This is a genomic window from Acidiferrobacterales bacterium, assembly GCA_028820695.1.
GTDB lineage: Bacteria > Pseudomonadota > Gammaproteobacteria > Arenicellales > JAJDZL01 > JAJDZL01.
On record JAPPIB010000055.1, the window covers coordinates 14,178 to 37,261 of the forward strand.

The 23,084-nt window shown below is 54.2% G+C and carries 19 protein-coding genes; 5 read left to right on the plus strand and 14 right to left on the minus strand.

What is annotated here, in order from left to right; all coding sequences use genetic code 11:
* Window position 1: 1 nt before the first annotated feature.
* From OXI60_10815 to OXI60_10830, 4 genes are all read right to left on the minus strand, one after another.
* Complete coding sequence (locus OXI60_10815; GenBank protein MDE0310299.1) at window positions 2–1,006, minus strand: ABC transporter substrate-binding protein; 1,005 nt, start codon at window positions 1,004–1,006, stop codon at window positions 2–4.
* 157 nt (window positions 1,007–1,163) lie between these two features.
* A complete protein-coding gene (gene aroE, locus OXI60_10820; GenBank protein MDE0310300.1) occupies window positions 1,164–2,006 on the minus strand; it encodes a shikimate dehydrogenase in 843 nt (280 codons plus the stop codon).
* A gap of 186 nt (window positions 2,007–2,192) precedes the next feature.
* Window positions 2,193–4,628: an FAD-dependent oxidoreductase gene (locus OXI60_10825; protein ID MDE0310301.1), complete on the minus strand. Its 2,436-nt coding sequence runs from the start codon at window positions 4,626–4,628 to the stop codon at window positions 2,193–2,195.
* Between the two features lie 5 nt (window positions 4,629–4,633).
* Window positions 4,634–7,078, minus strand: a complete 2,445-nt coding sequence (locus OXI60_10830; protein ID MDE0310302.1) for an FAD-dependent oxidoreductase — start codon at window positions 7,076–7,078, stop codon at window positions 4,634–4,636.
* A 562-nt stretch (window positions 7,079–7,640) separates the two neighbouring features.
* Between OXI60_10830 and OXI60_10835 the strand changes: the two genes are divergently transcribed.
* The 3 genes from OXI60_10835 (at window position 7,641) to OXI60_10845 (ending at window position 11,803) form a co-directional block, all read left to right on the plus strand.
* Window positions 7,641–8,825, plus strand: coding sequence for an NnrS family protein (locus OXI60_10835; GenBank protein MDE0310303.1), 1,185 nt, complete (start codon window positions 7,641–7,643; stop codon window positions 8,823–8,825).
* Between the two features lie 98 nt (window positions 8,826–8,923).
* A complete protein-coding gene (locus tag OXI60_10840) occupies window positions 8,924–10,480 on the plus strand; it encodes a trimethylamine methyltransferase family protein (protein ID MDE0310304.1) in 1,557 nt (518 codons plus the stop codon).
* Window positions 10,481–10,498: 18 nt separating this feature from the next.
* On the plus strand, window positions 10,499–11,803 hold the full coding sequence (locus OXI60_10845; GenBank protein ID MDE0310305.1) for an aspartate aminotransferase family protein: 1,305 nt from the start codon (window positions 10,499–10,501) through the stop codon (window positions 11,801–11,803).
* An 11-nt stretch (window positions 11,804–11,814) separates the two neighbouring features.
* On the opposite strand, the gene OXI60_10850 is transcribed toward OXI60_10845, so the two are convergent.
* The 6 genes from OXI60_10850 to rpoZ form a co-directional block, all read right to left on the minus strand.
* Complete coding sequence (locus tag OXI60_10850) at window positions 11,815–12,186, minus strand: DUF2306 domain-containing protein (GenBank protein MDE0310306.1); 372 nt, start codon at window positions 12,184–12,186, stop codon at window positions 11,815–11,817.
* A 17-nt stretch (window positions 12,187–12,203) separates the two neighbouring features.
* On the minus strand, window positions 12,204–13,058 hold the full coding sequence (gene ubiA, locus OXI60_10855; protein ID MDE0310307.1) for a 4-hydroxybenzoate octaprenyltransferase: 855 nt from the start codon (window positions 13,056–13,058) through the stop codon (window positions 12,204–12,206).
* The gene (gene recG / locus OXI60_10860; protein MDE0310308.1) at window positions 13,048–15,141 is read right to left on the minus strand and encodes an ATP-dependent DNA helicase RecG; all 2,094 of its coding nucleotides are present in this window, start codon (window positions 15,139–15,141) and stop codon (window positions 13,048–13,050) included. The genes ubiA and recG overlap by 11 nt, the downstream gene beginning before the upstream one ends.
* Before the next feature lie 5 nt (window positions 15,142–15,146).
* Complete coding sequence (locus OXI60_10865; GenBank protein ID MDE0310309.1) at window positions 15,147–15,530, minus strand: RidA family protein; 384 nt, start codon at window positions 15,528–15,530, stop codon at window positions 15,147–15,149.
* A gap of 108 nt (window positions 15,531–15,638) precedes the next feature.
* Complete coding sequence (locus OXI60_10870; protein MDE0310310.1) at window positions 15,639–17,861, minus strand: RelA/SpoT family protein; 2,223 nt, start codon at window positions 17,859–17,861, stop codon at window positions 15,639–15,641.
* Window positions 17,812–18,141: a DNA-directed RNA polymerase subunit omega gene (gene rpoZ, locus OXI60_10875; GenBank protein MDE0310311.1), complete on the minus strand. Its 330-nt coding sequence runs from the start codon at window positions 18,139–18,141 to the stop codon at window positions 17,812–17,814. The genes OXI60_10870 and rpoZ overlap by 50 nt, the downstream gene beginning before the upstream one ends.
* A 201-nt stretch (window positions 18,142–18,342) precedes the next feature.
* Here rpoZ and OXI60_10880 point away from each other — a divergent pair, with 201 nt between their 5' ends.
* Window positions 18,343–19,026, plus strand: coding sequence for a cytochrome b/b6 domain-containing protein (locus OXI60_10880; protein MDE0310312.1), 684 nt, complete (start codon window positions 18,343–18,345; stop codon window positions 19,024–19,026).
* 50 nt (window positions 19,027–19,076) lie between these two features.
* Here the strand turns inward: OXI60_10880 and OXI60_10885 are convergent, their stop codons facing one another.
* The 4 genes from OXI60_10885 to OXI60_10900 all read right to left on the minus strand — a co-directional run bounded on the left by OXI60_10885 (window position 19,077) and on the right by OXI60_10900 (window position 22,217).
* Window positions 19,077–19,574 (minus strand): cytochrome c, encoded by a 498-nt coding sequence (locus OXI60_10885; protein ID MDE0310313.1) that lies wholly within the window; start codon window positions 19,572–19,574, stop codon window positions 19,077–19,079.
* 33 nt (window positions 19,575–19,607) lie between these two features.
* Complete coding sequence (locus OXI60_10890; GenBank protein ID MDE0310314.1) at window positions 19,608–20,249, minus strand: hypothetical protein; 642 nt, start codon at window positions 20,247–20,249, stop codon at window positions 19,608–19,610.
* A 63-nt stretch (window positions 20,250–20,312) separates the two neighbouring features.
* Complete coding sequence (gene speB, locus OXI60_10895; protein ID MDE0310315.1) at window positions 20,313–21,278, minus strand: agmatinase; 966 nt, start codon at window positions 21,276–21,278, stop codon at window positions 20,313–20,315.
* A gap of 87 nt (window positions 21,279–21,365) precedes the next feature.
* Window positions 21,366–22,217, minus strand: a complete 852-nt coding sequence (locus tag OXI60_10900; GenBank protein ID MDE0310316.1) for a TauD/TfdA family dioxygenase — start codon at window positions 22,215–22,217, stop codon at window positions 21,366–21,368.
* Between the two features lie 285 nt (window positions 22,218–22,502).
* Here OXI60_10900 and OXI60_10905 point away from each other — a divergent pair, with 285 nt between their 5' ends.
* Window positions 22,503–23,060 (plus strand): phosphoribosyltransferase family protein, encoded by a 558-nt coding sequence (locus OXI60_10905; GenBank protein ID MDE0310317.1) that lies wholly within the window; start codon window positions 22,503–22,505, stop codon window positions 23,058–23,060.
* Window positions 23,061–23,084: the final 24 nt, after the last annotated feature.

Consider the following 23,084-nt stretch of genomic DNA (forward strand, 5'->3'; position numbering starts at 1 on the left):
ATTATTGAACCATTCTGTTTTCCGCTGCAGGCAGAAAGCTTCCATCAAAAATGTCCGCCCCGTTCGGTCGAGCCGTGAAATCATAGGTCAGGGCGATCTGGTCAATCGATCGTTCAAGTCGGTCCATGTCGACCCCGCCGATGCCATTCTGACGCACCTCATCAGTCACAATGTTCTGATCAAGCGCCATCTGCAACCGCTCCAGCTCAACTTCTTCTCGGGCCACATCGTTGTGATTGATGACATGCTTGACAGCACTTGCCGGGTCAGCGATCGTCGCCTGAAATCCTTTTATTGTTGCGCGCAGAAATCCTTTTACAGCATCGGGGTTCGACTTTGCGAATTCAGGATTGACAATAATTACATTGCCATAAAGGTCGAGTCCGTAATTCCGCATCAGCAACACTGAAATGTCGTCCTCGGGTACCGCATTGGCCTTCAAGTTGATGAACGATGAGAACGAATAGCCGGTAATTGCATGAACGCTGCCTTGGGCAAGCATCGGCTCGCGCACTGGAAATCCTACGTTCTCGATGGTCACTTTGCTGGCGTCGATATCATTGGCTTTGACGAACGCTTTCCATTGAGCATAGGCGCCATCAGGAGCTGGCGCGCCAAGTATCTTGCCTTCGAGATCTTTCGGAGCATTCACACCAAGTGACTTGCGACCGACAACCGCAAACGGCGGGGCATTGTAGATCATGAATATCGCCATGACAGGCAAATCCGGGTTTTTATCGCGAAACTTTATCAGAGAGTTGATGTCTGAGTTCCCCATCTGATAGGTGCCGGATGCAACGCGTGGAATCGCATCAAGAGAGCCTTTTCCGGTGTCCATCTGAACATCAAGACCTTCGGCTTTATAAAGGCCTGTATCCCAAGCCAGAAGCAGTGGCGCGGCTGGCCCTTCCCACTTCCAGTCATTGGCAAACTTAATTGAGGTTTCCGCTACTGCAACACCACAGAAAAATAATGCGAGTATCGGTACTAGGACTAACTTTTTCATAATTTCTTTCTAATTTTATTGACTGATTGTTCAAACCCGAATTCAAGTTGAACTGCTGAGTGAATTTTACCCAATAACTTCGGTAATGTAGTTTAAATGTTCGCAATGACGCGACTGAACAAGTTCGACCATTGAGACGCAAACCAGCCAGGAAAAGTCACAAAGCTTCGCGAACAGCGGCAATGACTGCAGCCGTCTCAGGTCTTTTGCGATGCCAGATGAAAAATGACTCGGCTGCCTGCTCCACCAGCATTCCCAAACCATCACTGGTCAGCTTCGCGCCACATTGTTTCGCTAACTTTTGAAATTGCGTCTGCGCTCGACCGTACATCATGTCATATGCCAGGCACGCATTCGTAAATGTGCCCGACGGCAGGTCAGGCGCATCGTGTGTCAGTCCACTGGATGTGGCATTGATGACAATCTCGTAAGAGTGACTTGGAATGTCGTCCAGTCCACCGCCCGAAATCGGGCCTATTTCAGAAAATTGCCGGACCAGGTCAATGGCCTTGTCCTTTGTTCTATTCGCGACAAACAAGTGTTCGGGTTTCGCCGACAGGATTTCGCCGGCTACGCCGCGGGCCGCTCCGCCAGCACCGACAATCAGAATTCTTGCAGCATCCATGCTGACTCCAAGATTGTGCTGAATATCTGTGACAAGCCCGATGCCATCGGTGTTGTCCCCGCTTATCGTGTCCCCGAGTGATAATGTGTTGACCGCGCCGGCAAGACGTGCACGGTCACTGAGTTCATCCGCCAGTTTCCACGCATTGAGCTTGAAAGGGACTGTGACGTTGAGACCTTGTCCACCGCCTGCGTAAAATCCGCTGACCGCCTGCTCAAAACCCCCTATGTCAACATGGACCGCACGATATTCGAGTGCGATGTCAAACTGCTGTGCAAACAAGTTATGAACCATCGGGGATTTACTGTGCCCGATCGGATTGCCGAACACTGCATACAAAGACCTCCGTGGTCCAAAATCGAAGATGTCAGTCATCGGTAAATACTGAATTGGTCTGAATTGACTATTAGTCGGTCCGACAGGTTTCAGCCAAGAGTTATACGACAACTGGAAAGCTGCTCGCGGCAAAACCGCAACCGAGCGCTTTGTGCTGGATGGGTTGCGGGCACTTCGACCGAGCAGTACATCTTCTCAGACCAACCCGCCTTGAATGCCTGAGGTTCACTGCGTTGAATCAGCCGCGAGTCGATCGTTGTCCGGATCATAAGGCGGTCTGTCCAGTATTCCAGCTGGGAATCTGTGTCCGATGATTTCCACTTCCAAGGACTGTCCGAAGGGCTCACATCTGCCGTCCAGGTACGCAAGCGCCAGTGAAAGTCCGGTACGGTGGCCGAAGGCTGCGGACGTCACAATTCCAATCACCTTGTCGTCCGCAAAAAGAGGATGAAGATAAAACGGGTCAATGTCTCCATCCGAATCAATCTGCAGCAACTCCATTCGCCAGCAGTCTTCTCGCTGGTGCCGACGAAGCATCGCATCGCGGCCGATGAACTGCCTGTTTTCGGTTCTTACAAGATGTCCAAGACCTGATTCGAGTGGTGTTCGCTCCGTAGTCAGATCCATACCCCACGCCCGATACCCTTTCTCGAGTCTCATCGCGTCAATCGCAAAAGCGCCAAAATATCCGATTCCAAAATTTCGCCCTGCCTCAGTGAGCGCGGAAAAGATAGCCAGCGCGTCCGATCGGTGAACATGCAATTCCCACCCTGACTCTCCCGCATACGACATTCGAATCGCCAATAGCTTTCGTTTTCTGATTTCCAGCATTCTTCCAGTCAGCCAGGGAAACCCATCCACAGACAGATCATCCGAGGTCAGTTCGTCGAGCAACTTTGCGGATGCCGGACCCATAAGTCCGATGACGCAGTAGTCTGATGTTTGCGACTCAACCCTGACATCCAATCCACGGGCACGACTGCGAAGCAATTCGAAGTCATGACGCAAAGCGGCGGCGGCAGACGTCAGGTAATAGTGATTCCTCGACTTTCGAAGTACCGTAAACTCGGAAAGTACACCGCCGGATCGACTCAATACGTGGATGAGGCCGACTCGACCATCACTCTGCGGCGGCCGGTTCGCACCAAGCGTATCTAAAAATCCATGTGCGTCGCCACCCGTCAGTGAAAACTTGCTCAAAGCCGTCATATCACATATGCCGACGCGTTCGGCAACAGTGCGGCACTCGCTGGCCACGGCATCAAACCAGTTGGTTCTGCGGAAACTGTCGTTGGTGTGTTCTCGATTGCGTTCAGATCCAAACCAGTTCGGCCGCTCCCAACCGCAGGCAGCGCCGAACACCGCGCCGGTACATTCAAGCGGTGCATGAAACTCTGACTTCAGGCAAGGACGGCCCGCCGGTCGTTCCTCCCGCGGATAATGCACCGCAAATTGATGGGCAAAACTTTCTTTCGCCTTCGCCACCCGATATCGGCGATCAGCATATTCACCGAAACGCCTTGAATCAACCGCAATCGGATCCATAGGAGGCTCACCGCCAACGATCCACTGCGCGAGAAAGCGACCTGCGCCACCGCCCTCCATGACCCCCATTGAGGAGCCTGTGAGCAGCCAGGCATTGCGCAATCCGAAAGCAGGCCCGATCAGGGGATTGGCATCCGGGGTGAAGGTGATCGGGCCATTGACGACATTCCTGATTCCAGCCAACCCGAATGACGGTATCCTAGCGGATGCTGACTGGACAATGGTCTCCACCCGGTCGAAGTCAGGCGGCAGCAGGTCGGCACCGAAATGGTCCGGTATCCCGTCAACTGACCAGGGCTGCGCGTCGCGTTCGTACGGGCCGAAAATGAGCCCGTCCCGTTCCTGTCGGATATACCAGCTCTCTTCAGGGTCACGGATAATCGGTAAAGCCCGCTGCAGTGTCGCGACCTCATGCATCGATTCGGTGACAAAATACTGATGGAGAACCGGAACAACAGGAAGATCGACACCCAACATGTCTCCGATCTCGCGACACCAGGTGCCAGCTGCGTTGATCACATGCTCACACAGTATTTCCCGGTTCGGAGTGATTACCCGCCATTCACCACTGAAGGTCGATTCGATCTCGACAACCGGATCGTTACGATAGATCAGCGCCCCCTGCGCCCGGGCTCCGGAGGCAAGCGCTTGGGTGGCCTGGCTGGGATCGACGTTGCCATCTCCAGGCTCGTAAATTCCGCCAATCAACCCGTCAATATTGGCCAGCGGGTGCAACTCGCTCACTTCGTCCGGCGTAACAATATGGAATTCATGGCCGACAAACTGGCCGATTCCCTGAACGTGGCGAAACTCATCCATACGATCGGCGCTGCGGGTAATCCTCAATGCGCCTGTTTTGCGGAAACCAGCACTCAGTCCTGTTTCCTGCTCAAGTTCCAGACTGTATTGACGGATACTGTCGGCTCGCATCTGCATGATTGTGGCATTGTGGGCGAAGTGCGTACACAGGCCTGCCGCATGCCAGGTAGAGCCATGTGTGAGATCGCGTCTTTCCAGCAAGACCGAGTCTGTCCAGCCCAGTTTGGCGAGATGATACAGAACCGACACGCCCATGATTCCACCGCCAATGACAACTGTTCTTGCAGATGATGTCACCGCTCTCATCCTCTCATTCGCATGCCGTCGGGGTCGTACGGCGCTTCAGGACAAACACGCGCGACATGGCTGACTCCGGCGATTTCAATCGTGACAACCCGGTCGTGGATTTGCGCCAGTGATTCATCAGGCCCGCAACGAATCAACGCAAATGAAAGCAACTTGCCGGTCCTCGGTCCATATCCTCCTGAAGTCGTGAGACCGATCATCTCATCTTCAACGACAACTGGCTCATCATGCAACAGCAACGGACGCTCACCGGATTCGATCAGGACCTCCAACAGAACCAGACGCTGACGCAGTCCTGCATGAATCTGCCTCTGAAGCGCTTCCCGCCCCAAGAAATCGGACTTTTGCATGTTGACAGCGTGAACCAGTCCGGCTTCGAGCGGCGTCACATCGGGCCCCCAATCATGTCCCCAATGCCCAAATCTCTTTTCCAGCCGACAGCCATCGACTGCCAGAAGTCCGAGTTGCCCGATTCCCAAGTCACGGCCGGCAGCCAAAAACCTCTCATAAACCTGTGCCGCGAATTCGCGCCCAACATAGATTTCCCACCCAAGTTCGCCGACATAGCTGCGTCGAAGGGCGGCGACGGGAGTGTCGGCAATTCTCATATGGCGACTGGTGCCGAATCTGAATGATTCACCTGAGCAATCCTCATCTGTCACACACTCCATAAGCTTCCGGGATTGTGGGCCCATGACGCCGATCACTGCTTCGGTGGTTGTCACGTCGTCCATTGATACCGATGGATATCCTTTCAGCATACGTCGCATGCGTCTAAGGTCCCGATAGCGTATCGCGGCTGCTGATATGATTCGGAAATGATCCTCATCATGTCGCAAAACCGTCACATCGGCCTCGATTCCGCCACGCTCATTGAGCATGACGGTATAACGCGATCCACCCGGTTTGATGTCGACATCGGCAGCACAGAGAAACTGCAATGCATCCACACTGCCAGCCCCCCTCAGTTCGATCTTTGTGAATGGGGTGAAGTCTGTCAGCGTCACTGCGTCTTTCATCTGCCGCGCCTCGCGGGCGACATATCTCCACCACGGTTGTTCCGAGTAGGTATGAATGAGCTTTTCTTCCTGTCGGCTGTGCGCGAACCACAACGGACGCTCCCAACCGGCCATGGAACCGAAAACCGCACCCTTTCCCTGCAACAGCCCATGCAACGGCGTGCATCGCATATCCCTGCCATATTGCGGCTGCTTCAATGGCCAGTGCATCGCGAACTGATCGTTGACAGCCTCGCGCATGCGCTGCTTGAGAAAATGCGGTTCAGACCATCTCGGGTCGGCACGTGCAACATCAACTTCCCAAAGATCGTAAGGCGGAGCGCCGTCCAGTATCCACCGGGCAAGCGCATGACCGACACCGGCTGACGACATCACACCGACAGAATTGAATCCGGCGGCGACATAAAATCCCGCAACTTGTGCAGATTCTCCGATCATCGGTCGGGTGTCCGGGGTAAAGCTCTCCGGCCCGTTCATGAATGTGTGAACACCTGTGCTGCCGAGCGCAGGGACCCGGTTCAAGCCCGCACTCATGATCGGTTCGAAATGACTCCAATCCTCATCGAACATGACAAACGGAATGTGAGGTCCGGATGAATCCGGATTCCATGTCTTGGCGTTGCGCTCAAATCCTCCCAACACCAACTTGCCTGTATCACCCTTGAGATAGATGTCGGAATCAAGATCCCGGATCACAGGAACCGGGTCGGGCAGGCAATTCATCGTCTCAGTGACAATGTACATATGCTCAACCGCCTGCAACGGCACCCGTACGCCGGCTGTTGCGGCCAGTTCCCTGGACCACAGACCAGCACACAGAACGACCCGGTCCGCAAAATACCGACGACCATCCTCGAGCACGACTCCCTTGACTGCGTCGTGCTCAACGATGAACTTATCAACGCCGCAACTGTCCTCGATTGTGACACCTCGACTCTTGGCACCGATCGCATAGGCAGAACACAGATCGACAGGCGATACCTGTGCATCTTCGCCAACCCACATTGCACCGGTCAGATCGTCGGCACGGATGAAGTCGATCGCGCGGGACAATTCTGAAGGACTGACAATCTGGGTGTCAAGACCTACCGCGGTGCCAACAGCACAGATTCTTCTCAACTCAGTCAGGCGTTCGGCTGTCTGCACCAGCCAATATCCGCCGGTGCGTCGGTAGCCGATCGACTGGCCGGTTTCCTGCTCAAGCCGCGGAAAAAGTTCTACCGCATGCATCGCTAGACGTGTCATGTTCAGCGACGAACGAAGCGGCCCGACAATGCCTGCCGCGTGCCAGCTTGTCCCACTGCCAATCTGATTTTTCTCAAACAGGCGAACAGAATGCTGTTTTTGCGCACCCAGATGATAGGCAACCGAAAGTCCAACGGCACCACCACCAACAATGATGACATCCTCTCGATTGCTCATCACGGACAGGAACGTGAGAAAAAGACCTGATTCACCTGGGACCAATCGTTGCGGTTGGTAAGTATGGAGTCAGTTCGATGTCCTTGAGTCCCTGAAAACTTCTGGATCATTGTCAAGTACTGGTACGTGTGGGGGACCTTCAACGGACTGCGAACAAATCGATCTCATTTTATTTCAATATCTCGATTCCATTTTCAAACTTCACTGCACCGGTCTCTTTATCCAACCCATGAATCCGCGCGGCATCGTTTATTTTCTCTCAGCAGACCGCCGCGGTCCAAACATCAAGCCTGGTATCGTCGCTTGTTGCAGCCGATCATCAAAAAGTCTGGTCCTGTCCTTCGTGATAAATTACGCAACCCAAATCCGCGCCACCTTGCTTCCGTGGCAGGCCAGTCCTTTGAATCTGATAATATTACCGACTACGCGGATACACCACTTTTTGTTTTGCCGCAATTGACGAACACCGTTCGAAAATGCCTCGCAAGCGGTGGTGAGATTCGTTGAATAATCGGGGCCAGATTGGCGAAGTCATAAGTCCAGGAAGTTCTAAAGATCAGACATGCAGCCCTCCCGTCCAGTATTTTTTTCGCATGGTTTTCGCCCATTTTTTCTTTTCGCCGCGTTATGGGCCCTGCTCAGCATGATGCTGTGGATTCTGATGCTTCTGGACTTCGTTACACTGCCGATTGCCGTTGACCCGATTTCCTGGCACGCTCATGAAGCATTGTTTGGCTACCTCAGCGCTGTTCTCGCTGGTTTTTTGCTGACCGCTGTTCCGAACTGGACTGACCGGCCACCGCTTGACGCCCGGATATTGCTGCTCCTGTTCCTATTGTGGATTCTAGGTCGAGTTGCAGTTCTGTTCGGAAGTTTTCTCCCGACTGTCTGGATTGGCGTATTTGACCTTTCATTTCTTCTAATGCTTGCACTCCTTATACTACGTGAAATTGGCGCAGCAAGAAATTGGAGAAATCTACCCGTAGTCGCCATCGTTGGCGTGCTTCTCGCAGGCAACGCGGTGTTTCACATTGAGGCGGCAAATGACGCGTGCCCGGTATCGGGTTACGGAACACGAATCGGAGTTGGCGCAGCAGTAATGATGATTACACTGATTGGGGGAAGAATTGTGCCGGCGTTTACGGGAAACTGGCTGAAGCAGCACAATAAAATTGCAATTCCGGCAAGTTTCGGCTGGTTCGACATGTTGGCGCTTGCAACAACATTGATTGGACTGGTGGTTTGGATTGGCAGCCCTGCATCCGCGGTGACAGGGGTATTGCTGCTTGTTGCCGGGTTCATTCAAACCGTACGGCTGATTCGATGGAGGGGATTTGCAGCCGCGAGTGAGGCTTTGGTCTGGATTCTGCACGCAGGTTATGCGTTCGTTCCGCTTGGCATGCTGGCAATAGGATTTGTGCTACTGCAACAAAAGCACCAAGCCCTCGCGTCAGTTCAGCATCTGTGGATGGCCGGAGCGATTGGGGTCATGACACTCGCAGTCATGACTCGGGCCACGTTAGGGCATACCGGACGGCAACTCACTGCAAATTCCGCAACCATCATTGTTTACCTGCTCGTGATCGTTTCCGTACTGATGCGAAGTGCCGTGGGAATGGCGCCAGACCATTCGATTGTGCTATGGACCGCTTCATCATTTCTGTGGTGTGCAGGTTTTGCGATTTTCCTTCTCACCTATGGTCCAATGCTGACTCAACGTTCACAAAACACAGGTGCCATGCAATAATGACACGAGAATGTTCCTGTCAAAATTATTTTTCCACGTCATCCGACTGCTGTGCTCCGGTTCAGCCATCAGTCTGTGAATGAAGGGGAGTCGGAGTAATGGTCAACCCGGATAAAAGTCAGCGGCCGACACGGAGAATCGGCGGTCGACGGGCTAAGCGCGACCGGCTCAGAAGCTTTGACGAACCGGGCTCCGGCAATCCATACATCAAACGGAAAGTCGGTAAATTCTCACTGCTGGATGAGGAGAGCATCGAACTGATCGAATCGAATGCAGACCGAATTCTCGCAGAGGTCGGAATGGACTTTCGCGACGACCCCGAGACTTTGCAGATTTTTCGCGATGCAGGGTGTGACGTGCGCGGTGAGCGGGTGCGGTTTGAACCTGGCTTTTGCCGGCACATCATCCGCCAAAGCGCTCCGCGCAAGTTCATCCAACACGCCCGCAACCCCGCCAAATCTGTAATGATCGGCGGTGACAACTCATTATTCTGTCCCAGTTTCGGGCCACCTTTCGTGCACGACATCGACCGGGGGCGGCGCTATGCGACATACGAGGATTTCGAGAATCTGACGCGCATTCACTATATGCTCAACAGTGTCCATCATTCGGGCGGTGTGGTCTGCGAACCGGTGGACCTGCCCGTTCCTGTCCGGCACCTGTATATGGCGAAAGCCCACCTGACCCTGACCGATAAGCCATTCATGGGCGCTGTCACCTCACAGGAAAGAGCCGAGGATACTGTCGCCATGGTGAGACTGGTTTTCGGTGAGAAGTTCGTCGATGACAATTGCTGTCTTTACAGCGTGGTGAACACCAATGCGCCACTGGTCCTTGATGCCACAATGCTTCACGCGCTCAAGGTATACGCCCGCGCAAACCAGGCCGTCGTCGTCTCACCATTTGTACTGGGTGGAGCGATGAGTCCCGTTTCGGTGGCGGCGACATTGGCGCAGGTACTTGCCGAGGTGCTTGCCGGGCTGTGCCTGATCCAACTGATCCGTCCGGGCGCACCGGCGGTATTCGGTACTTTTTTCAGTCCGATCTCACTGCAGTCGGGAGCAACGACATTTGGAACGCCGGAGGGAATGCAGTTCCAGATGTGCGCTCGCTCACTGGCCGACCGGCTCGGTGTGCCGCTGCATTCAGTCGGTGCGCTTACAGCATCGAAAGTGCCGGACGCACAGGCCGCATATGAAAGTTCCACGCAATTGCTCGGATCCTTTCTCGCCGGCACCCACTTCATCATTCACGCAACCGGCTGCCTTGAGAGTCTGCTGACGACAGGCTACGAGAAGGTTATTATGGATGCCGATCGCTGTGCCATGCTTGAGGCATTTGCCAAGAATGTCGACTTCTCGGATGAGGCGCAGGCTTGGGACGCATTTCGCGAAGTCCAGCCAGGTGACCATTTTCTCGAATCAAGCCACACCCGGCGAAATTTTGAAACCGCATTCTTCCAGTCAGCAATTTCCGACAGCCGATCGTTTGAGCAGTGGGAGGCGGACGGCTCCACGTGGCAGCATGAGCGCGCCAACAAGATGTGGAAGAAGCTGCTTGCCGAATACCAGCCCCCGAACATCGCTGATGACCTGTCGGATGCGATAGACGATTTCGTCAGACGCCGGGAGCTGAAACTCAACAAACCTTCCTAACGCACACGGAGCATGCCAATGGACATCCATACCGACTGGACAACATCAAATGTAATTGACAAGCGCGAGCGATATTACGCCGCCTCGCAAAGAAAGTTCCAACCTTACGAAAAACCGCTGATTATCAAGCGTGGCAGCGGACAATATCTGTGGGACGAACATGACAATCGATACATCGACCTGCTGGCGATGAATGTGTGTGTGTCGGTCGGGCACTCCCATCCGGAAGTGAATCAGGCCGCCAGTGATCAGGCTTCAGCATTGTCCCACTGCACCACCATGTACTATCACCCGGTGCCGGCCCATTACTGTGAGGAGCTCGCCGCCACCATGCCACCGCAATACGAGTGGGTTGTCCATCTGACCAACAGCGGCGCTGAGGCTGTGGACCTGGCACTGATGATGGCTCGGACATATACAGGCAATAAGGACATCGTCGCACTGCAGGGCAGTTATCATGGCCCGACCTACGGCGCACAGTCGGTTACCGGTATCAGCGGTTTTCGGCACGACGTCGCGTTGCCGGGCAACGTTCAGTTCGCCCTTACACCGCATCCGTATCGCGGTGCGTTCGCAGATGATGTCGAAATGTATCTGGATTCCCTGGACGGCACGATTCAATTTTCCACATCCGCCAGGCTTGCCGGTATGATCATCGAGCCCATTCAGGGTTATGGTGGCGCAATTCCGATTCCGGCACGATATATTGAAGGCGCCGCGCAACGGATTCGATCGGCAGGCGGGTTGCTGATCATTGACGAAGTCCAGGCGGGGGTCGGCAGAACCGGAAAGAGCTTCTGGAGTTTCGACTGCCTTGGCGTTGTTCCTGACATTGTGGTCGCGGCCAAGGGGATTGGCAATGGCTACCCACTGGCAGCGGTCATTGCGCGTAGGGAATTTGCCGAGGCGATGGCCGATAAATTTCTTTTTCATACCTATGGTTCGAATCCAGTCAGCTGCGCGGCCGGGCGCGCAGTTCTGCGGATTATCGAAAGGGACAGACTGCAGGACAATGCAGACAAGGTCGGAAAGCTGTTGCTGGAAGGACTGAAGAGCGTGCAGCGAGACTACCCGGTGATCGGCGATGTTCGGGGAACCGGCTTGCTGATGGCAGTCGAACTGGTGAAAGACCCTGCCACCAAGGAACCGGCGAGCGACGAGACCGCTGCAGTATTCGAAAACACCCGGAAATACGGTTTGGTGACCAGCAAGGCAGCACCGCATAGAAATGTCCTCAGACTGGTGCCCCCGATGTGCCTGTCTGAGAAGGACGTACCTGTGATCGTTGATGCGATGGCACGGTCGTTTCATGACCTGAACTGATCAAGTCAGGTTCAGCCGGTAAAAAAGAACCCTCCGATGATGCGACTCGGGTGAAAAGTCAAAGCGCCGGCGACCAGGGCACCGATCAGACATCCGATCATCGCTGACAGGTGTGCGCGCCGGTTGCCCTGCCGGATCATATAGACCGCATAGACCATGGAGATCATGGTGAACGCCGACAGGGCGTGGATCCAACTCAGATCACCGTCGCCACTCAGATCGCGTATATTGAAAGATCCGATCGCGGTCACAGACATCAGGACAACCCAGATCCGGCCAAGCAGTTTATGCCGTCTTGTGCCCTTGGACGAGGAGAGGATTACGGTGCCGAGAAGCACCGCACCGACCGCTGCCGCAATATGAACCCCGATAATTGTCTGCATCGTCGTTCCGCTTCGAATCAAAGGTAGGCGAGCACCAGTCCGCCAAACACCATCGCGCCAAACCAGCCGTTTCCAACAAAGGCTGCGAAAAACCTTGCTCGATCATTCGCCCTGCACGAATACTGATGCCAGACTGCGACCGCCGAGGCGCCACTGAGGCCAAGATAGTAGTACCAGTCCAGCTGTTCGATATAACCCACAAGTCCCAGGATCAGCAATGTCAGTAGCTGGCAGATTCCGATTGTCAGCCGATCACGCCGACCACTCAGTACGGCAAGAGATTTTACTCCGATACGCATATCATCGTCGCGGTCGACCATCGCATAGAATGTGTCGTACGCACCGGCCCACGCGACATTGGCCGCCAGCAACAGCCAGCCGGACAACGGTACCGCGTCCAGGTGCGCTGCGAACGCGATCGGAATCCCCCAGCCAAATGCGATGCCCAAATAGAACTGGGGCAGGTTGGTGAAACGTTTGAGAAAGGGGTAGGACGCGGCAAGAAACAGGCCTGCCGCCGCAAGCAGGATCGACAGTGTGTTCAGAAACAACACCAAAACCAGGCTGATCAGCGTCAGCAAAGCGACCAGGTACATGGCCTGGCGTACTGACACCTCGCCGGTCGCCAGCGGGCGATCCTGTGTACGTTCGACATGCGGGTCGAAGTCCCGGTCCGCAAAGTCGTTGATCACGCAGCCACACGAGCGCATGACGAACACGCCGATTACAAGGATCAGGACAATGTGCGGCTCGGGTGACCCATCGCCGGCAATCCACGCTGCCCAAAGCGTCGGCCAAAGCAAAAGGAGACTTCCGATCGGTTTATCCACCCGCATCAGACGGGCATAGGCGCCGAGTCGTTCAGACAGCACTGTATTCGCCCTCTCTCGGCGTCCAGCGTCGAATCAGTTCCTGTGCATTGTCGGGGTACTGATTCAGGATCAGCTGTGCCGCCTGATTGACTTCGTTGATCATATTCATGTCACGCGGCAATTCGGCAACCCGGAACAGCTGTGAGCCGGTCTGGCGGGTGCCGAGCAATTCACCCGCCCCTCTCAGCCTCAGGTCAGTTTCCGCAATCAGGAATCCATCGGTCGTCTTTTGCATCACCTCCAGACGCTTTTTTGCCGACTGCGCCAGCGGTGCCTTGAACAGCAGCAGGCACTTTGCCTGCTCGGCCCCCCGACCGACGCGACCGCGAAGCTGATGCAACTGCGAAAGTCCCAGTCTGTCGGCACTCTCAATCACCATCAGACTGGCGTTGGGAACGTCCACTCCGACCTCGATCACAGTCGTGGCCACCAGTACATCAATCTTTCCGTCCCGGAATGACTTCATGATTCGATCTCGGCGATCGCTCTTGAGACGACCGTGTACCAAGCCGATGCGGTACTGCGGCAGCGCCTTTTTGATCACCTTTTCCATTTCGACCGCAGATTCAACATCCAGAACCTCGGACTTCTCGATGATCGGACATACCCAATAGACCTGCTGACCAGCTGTCCGCTGTCTCCTGGCTTGCTGCAGCGCATCGTGCCGGTTGGCAGATGCCATGATTTGCGTCTGCACAGGTTGTCGGCCCGGTGGTAGCTCGGTGATACTGGAAACATCCAGATCTGCATAAAATGTCATGGCCAGCGTGCGCGGGATCGGTGTCGCGGTCATCACGAGCTGATGAGGTACCAGATCGTCGCTGACGCCTTTTTGTCGGAATGCATAACGCTGTCCGACGCCGAACCGGTGCTGCTCATCAACAATCACCATGCCCAGATTGTGGAATTCAACCTTCTCCTGAAACAGCGCGTGGGTGCCGACTACAATGTTCGCCTGCCCGGACCGTATCGCCTGCTCGATTTCCTTTCGCTTTTTTGCTTGCAACCTGCCGGTGAGAAGATGAACCTGGATTCCGAGTGGCTCGAACCATCCTGTAAACGACTTCAGATGCTGTTCCGCGAGCAGTTCAGTCGGCGCCATGATCGCAATCTGAAAGCCTGAATCCACTGTCCAGGCAGCCGCAGCCGCGGCAACCAGCGTCTTGCCGCAACCCACATCGCCCTGCAACAGCCGCAGCATGGGAGCAGATTTTTTCAGATCATCAATAACCTCACGGATGACTCGGCGCTGTGAATTTGTCGGTTCAAAAGTCAGTGAATCCCGAAGGCGCCTCGAGAGGGTCCCTTGGGGTCGCAACTGCGGTGCGCCGACCGACTGACGCAGTTGCTTGTGCTTTCTTCGGGCAATCTGGAACGACACCAGTTCCTCGAATACAAGCCTGCGGACCGCCGGCTGATGATTTTCGGCGGCCTGCAACTCAAACTCACCCACAGGAGGTGCGTGCACGATCTGCAATGCATCCCTGAGACCTGCCAGATCATACTGCCGGCGTATCTGATCCGGCAGCGGGTCGGCAATATCCTGTTGCATGAACAAATCTATTGCGGACTTGACAAGGTCTCGCATCAGTCTCTGTCCAATACCCTCGGTCAGGCGATAGACCGGTGTGTAGCTGTCTCCATGAACTTCAGGCGGCGGGGAATTGTAAACTGCGTATTCCGGATGCGCCATCTCGAACGCATTGCTGATCAGGCGAACCTCGCCGAAGCAGCGGATCCATGAACCGCTCTCCAGGTTATGTCGCTGCCTGGTGTTGAAATGGAAAAGACGCATGCGCATTGCGCCGGTGTCGTCCTGAATTTGTGTGACCAGGCTGCGACTGCGACCGAAATTGACTTGTACCTTGACGATTCGGCCGGTCGCCATGAAGACGCGTCCAGGGACGAGCTCGCCGAGCGGAGTTGACCTTGTCCGGTCCTGGTAACGGTATGGCAGATGAAGCAACAGGTCCTTGATCTGGAAAACTCCGATTCTCTCCAGTGCGGATGCCAGCTTGTCGGTTACCCGCGGTAGGACTGAGACAGGCAGTTCTTCCGGATTTTGCTGGACCCCCGTCTCCACTGCAACTACAGGGCCATGATGGCTTCCATCTCAACGCCTACGCCTTTGGGTAACGAGGCGACACCAATCGCCGCGCGAGCAGGATAGGGCTTGTCGAAATATTCCGCCATGACTTCGTTGACAATCGGGAAGTTTTCGAGGTCCACCAGGTAAACCGTCAGCTTGGCAATGTCATTCAGCTCTCCGCCGGCTGCTTCGGCCACAGCCTGAAGGTTCAGGAAGACGCGATGAATATGGGCACGGATGTCGCCTGCGGCGATGTCCTGTGTTGCCGGGTCGAGCGGAATCTGGCCCGAAATGTAGACGGTGTTGCCCGTTCTCACAGCCTGCGAGTAGGCACCAATGGCTGCCGGCGCCCGGTCAGTTGAAATTGTTTCCCTGGTTGTCATCCGAAACGTCCTCCGGGGTGAGGCATTCGTGCCCGAATGCGAAAATAACCTGACAGGATATTGCAATGGAACCATCGATGGTCCCATATGTTCTGTCAGGCAAGGATTTTACGCCAACCTGTGTCTCTGAATATGGAATACGGAAGGCACTTTCTTGATCTTTCGAATAATCCTCGCCAGATGCTGACGGTCAGATACGTCAATGTCGAACTCCAATGTCACCGATCCTCCATCGGTGGTGACGATTCGGCAATCTCCGATATTCGCATCCGTAGATGCAATGTCTGTCGCAATCTGTCCAAGCAGGCCGCTGCGATCTTCGGCATCAACTCGTATGGTCACGCGGAACACACCCTCGGGCCTGACAGTCCAGTAGAGTTTCTGCCAGCGTTCGGGAGGCAGTTTCGAATTGCGGACGTTGTTGCAGTCAGCGATATGCACGACGATGCCACCGCCCGCATTCCAGAATGCGACAATCGAATCATTGGGTATGGGGTTGCAGCACTTGGCGTATTGCACGACCATGCCTTCGGTACCATCGATTGACACCGACAGTACGTGGCGGAGGATTGGGTCGTCTGCCGAGGATTGATCCGCGAACAACTGCTTCACAATCACCGGTGCGAACCGGCTCCCATTGCCGATTTCCTGAAGGATTGTCTTCCATTCGTCGAGATGCAGTCTCTTCGCCAGGCTATCCTTCATCTCGTCTGTAATGCTGGAATACTTTATTTTCTCACTCTTGAGTTCGTTTCTCAGCAGTCGTTCCCCCATCCTGACATAGTCTTGTGCGGTCTTGTCTTTCAGTGCCCGCCGAATCGCCATCTTTGCCTTTGCAGTGACCGCGAACTTTTCCCACTGCGGGTCCGGATTGCCGAATGCTCGCTTCTTTATCTCAACCTGGTCGCCATCCTGCAGCACCGTATACAGTGGAACCCGCTCGCCGCCGATTGTGGCAGACTTGACCTGGTGTCCCAGATCGGTATGGACGGCATATGCGAAGTCAATCACGGTCGCGCCTTTTTTCAGACGCTTGGACTCTCCTTTGGGCGTTACAACGAAAACGCTGTCAAAGTACAGATTGCGCTTGAGGCTCTCAAGGAACTCGCGTCCGACTTCATTGTGATTGACAGAATGATCCAGCAGATCCTTCAGCCATGGGATATCGCCGAGCGCGCGGATCTGCGACGGTCGGACATTGGTCTTGTAACTCAGGTGTGAGGCAATGCCATATTCTGCTATCTCATGCATCTTGCGGGTTCTGATCTGTATCTCCATTATGCGTCCGGACTCATCATAGACACTGGTATGGAGTGAACGATAGCCGTTGATTTTCGGCATGGCGATATAGTCGTTGAACTCGCGCGAGAGCGGCTTATAGTTCTTGTGAATGACACCCAGTGCGCGATAGCAATCATCCTCGCTGTCGAGTACCACGCGGAACCCGACAAGATCCTTGATCGAACTGAACGAGATGGACTGATTTGACTCGCGCTTGCGGCGCATCTTCTGATGGATGGCCGCGACATTTTTCTCGCGCCATGATACCTGTGCTGAGATTCCGTGTTCTTTCAGAATGCCGGTGATGGTCTTGACGTGGCGATTGATGGAGACTGTGGCTCGGGACTTGACGGTTTTTCTGATCGCGTTGGTGATGGTGCGGTAGCGGGAGGGGTAGATGGCCATAAAGCACAGATCCTCAAGCCTCCGATGCCACTCATGCATGCCCATCATGTAAGCCATCGGAATGTAGATGTCGCGGGTTTGCCTGACAATTCTCTTGCGCTTGTCAAGGCGGTGCACATCCAGTGTTTCCAGATTATTCATCCGGTCGGCGAGCTTGATCAGGATCACCCGGATATCGCCTGCCGCGGCAACCAGCAAACGTCGGAAGTTCTCCGCCTCCACGTCATCCGGGTCCGTGAACTCCGTTCCGGTGACCTTGCTTACACCGCTGACCAGATTGGCGACATCTTCTCCGAATTCGCGACAGAGGGTATCCCAGGTCACTTCCGTGTCTTCCAGGGTGTCATGCAAAATGGCAGCCATGATTGTGTGGCTGTCCAGTTGGAGCTTGACGAGCAGTTCGGCGACTGCCAGCGGGTGATTGATGAATTTTTCACCCTTGATCCGCCGTTGTCCGGCGTGGGCGGCTGCTCCTATCTCGTAGGACCTGCGAACCTCGTCGATTTCCTGTTTGTCAAGATACTCGGCCAGCAGGTCGCAGAGATTGTCAAACTGCCGTTTTTCCCTGTCTGGTATGCCAAGACGGCGATACAGTTCAATTAACTTGCTGCTCGACGTCTTGATCAGCTGGTTCGCTGTCGGCATCCTCTGGTGTGTCGTCTTCGGTCTGCAGCTCTTCGGTTTCTTCCGATAGGAATTCCAAGGGATTTGCAATGATGGGATTGTCGTCCTCGTCAAGAATGCTCGCGGTGACCAGGCCGTCGGCAATCTCGCGCAGGGCAATCACCGTATTCTTGTCATTGTCCCGGTCGACCAACGGTTCCGCACCGGCAGCCAGCTGCCGCGCGCGTTTGGTCGCAATCAGAACCAGCTGAAATCTATTTTCAACCTGTTCAAGGCAATCTTCAACAGTAATACGTGCCATTTTCTACCTCTGAGAGCTGCGTTGTCAGGAACTGACGGAAATGTGTCCAATGGGTTATCCAAATAATTATATATGTGTAAATTTTCGGTATTCAAATTATTGTCGGTCATTCGGTCATTGCCGGTTCCTTGCGACAGGCATGTCGGCACTTCCGACAGTTCCTGATCAATCCCGGGTCATTGCACGATAAAATTGGACGTCATGACTTCCAGCAGCCAAAACAAGATCAGTGTAAGGGTTTGGGACTTTCTGATCCGGACTTATCACTGGTTGCTGGCGGTACTTGTTGCCGTCATGTATATCAGTGCCGAGTTTGGCAATTTCGATGTGCACATCCTGGCGGGCAAAAGTATCGCCATACTTGTGGCAGTGAGAATCGTCTGGGGTTTCATCGGCAGTTCGAACGCCCGGTTTTCGGCCTTATTCTTCCGCCCGCGCGAGTATGTAGCCTATATCGCGCAGCTTGGGCAGCGAAAACCCGGGTTCGGATTGGCACACAGTCCGATCGGGGCGCTGGCGGTGATTGCGATCCTTTCGATCATTTCGCTGCAGGTAGCGACCGGATTGGTTGCATCGGACATCGATGGACTGATCGAAGGTCCTTTTGCATACTATGTAGACTATGACACCAGTCGCTGGGCGACTGACCTGCATCATAGCAATGAGAGATTGCTGCTTTACATCATCGGCCTGCATCTGGCAGCCAATGCGTTCTACTACTTCTACAAGAAAGACAATCTGATCAGTCCCATGATCACCGGAGTCCGAAAGATTCCATCAGACCTTTCGTCAAATCAACCGGACATAGCGCCAACCTGGAAGGCTGTCGCGGTCATCGCGGTTTGCGCGACGATCATGCTGTGGCTGTTCGGCCGCTACGGCTGAACTGCTGTGCTGCCTTATGGGACTGGTATTGGATGGCCTGCGTCGTCCGATCAGTGCTCATGCTTTTCGCGAAACGGCGTGTGACAGCCGCGGCATCCGTTTCCGCCCAACGCCTTGACGCTGGCGCCAATCTTTGCCTTGTCACCTGACTCGAACGCCATCTCGAGAGCCAATGCCGGCTCCACCAAGTCATTGGCAGCGGCGACGAAGTCGTCCCACTTCTCCCAGATTTCGGGTTTGGACTCGCTTTCCTCGATCTGTTCCATGCCGGTGCCGGTTGGGAAAAGATCGGGTATCCCGGGTGCATTTTCCGCAATTTCCGCGGCCATGGCACCCAGTTCAAGGGGTTCGCCATCGCCTCTTTTCAGAAAATTCGAGAACGCTTTCATAGCACTTCCCATACCTTTCATGAATTCGCTTCTGGCTTCCAGTACGGCCGCCACTTCCTCGGCAGACCCGACAGTCGGGGGTTCAGTTGCATGTGCGATCGATCCTGTCATACTTGACACAAGCAACACAATCATTGGAAGTTTGGTTGTCAGTTTCATAGCTTGATCCCAATTTAAGTGAATTTACATCGATTATAAGGACAGTCCCCTCGAATCTATATCCAAATCATCTGTCCGATCAGGTTGGATTGCGCGGATAGATTCCAGAATGGGTGCCGCCCAACCTTTATTGTTGCGAATCTCGTCCAGACCGAGGCCAGAGAACTCGTAAGGCAGTACCAACCAGCAATCCGTCTTGTTCACAAAGTAGTCAGGTGATGGACGGTCCGCCACCGGACGGTACCAGACTGAGCACACACGGGTATCAGCCGGCATGTTCCGACGCAGTTTACGGTTAAGCTTTTCCCTCACAGCCTGGATGCTCAAACCACTGCTGAACACATCATCGACCAATAGCAGTCGATGATTGCACTCCAGCCGATCTACCAGATATTCCAGTCCGTGCACTTGAATGCCCGCAGAATCACGAACCATTTCATTGTAGTGCTGCATGCCCTGATAGGATGTGCGAATGGCGATATGATCGGACTGGATACCAAAATACTGCAGACATTCCTGCACGACGATACCGACTGCACTGCCACCGCGCCAGATGCCGGCAATGAAGTCTGGCCGGAATCCGCTGTCAAAGATCTGACGTCCAAGCCGATAGCCGTCCAAAATCAGCGACTGCTCGTCAACGTACACTTTTTCGGCATTTGACGGCAGATTCATAGACTCAATGGCTCTAATGAGCAGGCGAAGCTTATGATCCCTCGATAAAAAACGTTGGCACCGCTATGATTCTCGTGCGTTGTATGCAATCAGATTGACCACTTCGAATACCAAGGTGGCAGCGGCCAGCGAGGTCATCTCTGCGTGGTCGTAGGCTGGGGCAACCTCGACGACATCTGCGCCGACAATCTTCAGACTCTTCAGTCCTCTCAAGATATTCACCAGTTCCCGGCTGCTGAGTCCGGCAATTTCTGGTGTACCGGTACCGGGAGCGTGAGCCGGGTCGAGAACGTCGATGTCGATAGACAGATACAGCGGAACATCACCCACCCGATCGCGAATCCGCCTGGCAACGTGTTCAGGTCCCATTTCATTTAACTCATCACAGTGAATGACCTTGAATCCCAACTCTTCGTCCTGGCGCAAGTCTTCGCTGCTGTAAAGCGGTCCGCGGATTCCCACATGCATCGAATGCTCATCATCAAACAGCCCCTCCTCAGCCGCACGCCGAAATGGTGTGCCATGCGTATAAGGCGCACTGAAGTAAGTGTCCCAGGTGTCCAGATGGGCATCAAAGTGCACGAGTGCGACCGGACCGTGGCGACGATGCATCGCTCTTAGCAGAGGAACCGCAATCGTATGGTCACCTCCTAGCGAGATGATTGTTTCGGCTTGGTCTAAAAACTCCGAAGCCGCGGACTCAATCTGCCCGATCGCCTCTTGTATATTGTACGGACTGCACGCCACGTCGCCGGCATCGGCAACCTGAATCTCGCGAAAGGGCTCGGTGCTGTATGCCGGATGAAAATTGTAGCGAAGATGACGCGATGCCTGACGAATCGCTTGCGGCCCGAACCGCGCGCCAGGGCGGTAACTGGTTCCTGAATCGAACGGAATTCCAACAATCGCAACATCACAGTACGGCACATCGCGAATCTCGGGCAAACGGCAAAACGTGGATGGGCCGGCATAACGCGGCACGATGGTACCCGATACGGGTTCAACAGGAGGATTCTTGCGATCAGCCATAAGCAGTGGATTGCAGTTCAAGATTAGTCTTAAGTTCGTTCATTGTAGTAATTTGCGATCGATAGGGCTGAGAATAATCGATGGGCGTCAGCAACCGATTCTTTTGTCATTGATTACGGTAACCCGATGAACTGTACGCCGTGCCGGAAGGTAATCCCCGAGAGCGAAATGCATGGTGCACCGATTGTCCCAAATCGCCACCGTATCAGCAGTCCACTTGAATCGAAGTTGAAACTGGGGACGGGTAATGTGCTCAAAAAGGTAATTCAGCAGGTTTCTGGAATCTGACGCAGTCAGCCCCTCGACATGCACTGTAAATGCGGGATTGCAATACAGTATTGGTTTTCCGGTAATCGGATGATGTTTGACAAGCGGGTGTATGGCATTTCCCAACCGCTCGTGGGCCAGCGAAAGCGGGCGGGCATTTCCGGTTCGCTCGCCGGTCGTGAAATTGTTTCTGAAATCACCCATATCGTGAACCGCCCTCAGTTCGGCGATGTCGGACTTGACTCCGGCCGGCAGAGCGTCGTAGGCAGCGGTTAAAGACGCCCACAACGTGTCACCGCCGACAGGCGGTATAACGCGAGAGTAAATTATCGACGCGGTTGGCGGGCTGTCTTTGAAAGTGAGATCCGTATGCCACACATCGGTATCTGGTGGAGAGTTTGCCGCGAAATCCAAGACCATGACGTGAGGGTGATCTTCCAGCGACGGGTAAACCGGGTGAGGCGGTTCAGGATCGCCAAGACTCTGTGCGAGGTCCAGATGACCCTGCGGTGTCATTTTCTGGTTGCGGAAGAATATGACCTGATAATCAATCAGCCATTGATAGACGGTGTCGTACACCCGGTCGTCAAGAGGCCTGCAAAAATCCACGCCGGTGATTTCGGCACCGATGGCCGGAGTTAGTCTATGGATGCTGTATGGCTCTTGAGTCATTGCCGATTGGTTTGATACCGCTCATTTATCGGGTGAGCAAAAAGTTGCTGTTCGCTTGTAAGTTGAAGCGCGGTCCATGTTCTTCCTGGGGCCGCACATGCAACACCCTTTGGATTGTAGACGGTTTCCGATGTAATTATTGACTGAAAGCCCAGAAAGTTACTTGCGGGTTGATACAGACTATCGTTGCGTCTCAACGTACCAACGTTTTTCGAGCCGATCGCGGTCCATAATCACGACTGCTTTTCAGCACTTGCCAACAGAATCATAGACTAAAATTCTGATATGAGCGAGAAGGTTTATGTTCAGGCGCAGGATTTGCTTGACGACGCGGTGAGGCTTGGCGTTATGGTGGTCAACAGCGGTTTCAAGCCCCGTTTCATTGTTGGCATCTGGCGCGGCGGCACACCAATTGGAATTGCTGTTCAGGAGGTGTTGGCATGGGCCGGCATCCAAACAGATCATATTGCGATTCGTACGTCCTCGTATGGTCATGCCATAGACCAGCGGGGCCAGCATGTACGCGTACACGGTCTGAACTACCTTGTAGACCATGTGAACGCCGAAGACAGCATGCTCTTTGTGGATGATGTATTCGATACAGGACATACCATTGAAGCTGTGGTAAACAAGTTGCGTCGCAAGGCGCGGCTGAACACGCCGCGTGATATTCGTGTCGCAGTTCCCTGGTACAAACCCATGCGCAACCAAACTGACAGGGTGCCGGAATACTACCTTCACGAGACTGATCAGTGGATCAAGTTTCCCCACTCCCTTGAAGGTTTGAGCGATCAGGAAATCAAGAAATACCGACCCGAGATCTGGTCGGTCTTGAAGGAATGAGCGGCAATGCCAACCTGATTTCAA

Bases quoted from the DNA above. Each gene is read 5' to 3' on its own strand.
- OXI60_10815 (MDE0310299.1), bottom strand. From the start codon at position 1,006: ATGAAAAAGTTAGTCCTAGTACCGATACTCGCATTATTTTTCTGTGGT.
- aroE (MDE0310300.1), bottom strand. From the start codon at position 2,006: ATGACTGACATCTTCGATTTTGGACCACGGAGGTCTTTGTATGCAGTG.
- OXI60_10830 (MDE0310302.1), bottom strand. From the start codon at position 7,078: ATGAGCAATCGAGAGGATGTCATCATTGTTGGTGGTGGTGCCGTTGGA.
- OXI60_10835 (MDE0310303.1), top strand. From the start codon at position 7,641: ATGCAGCCCTCCCGTCCAGTATTTTTTTCGCATGGTTTTCGCCCATTT.
- OXI60_10840 (MDE0310304.1), top strand. From the start codon at position 8,924: ATGGTCAACCCGGATAAAAGTCAGCGGCCGACACGGAGAATCGGCGGT.
- OXI60_10845 (MDE0310305.1), top strand. From the start codon at position 10,499: ATGGACATCCATACCGACTGGACAACATCAAATGTAATTGACAAGCGC.
- OXI60_10850 (MDE0310306.1), bottom strand. From the start codon at position 12,186: ATGCAGACAATTATCGGGGTTCATATTGCGGCAGCGGTCGGTGCGGTG.
- OXI60_10865 (MDE0310309.1), bottom strand. From the start codon at position 15,530: ATGACAACCAGGGAAACAATTTCAACTGACCGGGCGCCGGCAGCCATT.
- OXI60_10870 (MDE0310310.1), bottom strand. From the start codon at position 17,861: ATGCCGACAGCGAACCAGCTGATCAAGACGTCGAGCAGCAAGTTAATT.
- rpoZ (MDE0310311.1), bottom strand. From the start codon at position 18,141: ATGGCACGTATTACTGTTGAAGATTGCCTTGAACAGGTTGAAAATAGA.
- OXI60_10880 (MDE0310312.1), top strand. From the start codon at position 18,343: ATGACTTCCAGCAGCCAAAACAAGATCAGTGTAAGGGTTTGGGACTTT.
- OXI60_10885 (MDE0310313.1), bottom strand. From the start codon at position 19,574: ATGAAACTGACAACCAAACTTCCAATGATTGTGTTGCTTGTGTCAAGT.
- OXI60_10890 (MDE0310314.1), bottom strand. From the start codon at position 20,249: ATGAATCTGCCGTCAAATGCCGAAAAAGTGTACGTTGACGAGCAGTCG.
- speB (MDE0310315.1), bottom strand. From the start codon at position 21,278: ATGGCTGATCGCAAGAATCCTCCTGTTGAACCCGTATCGGGTACCATC.
- OXI60_10900 (MDE0310316.1), bottom strand. From the start codon at position 22,217: ATGACTCAAGAGCCATACAGCATCCATAGACTAACTCCGGCCATCGGT.
- OXI60_10905 (MDE0310317.1), top strand. From the start codon at position 22,503: ATGAGCGAGAAGGTTTATGTTCAGGCGCAGGATTTGCTTGACGACGCG.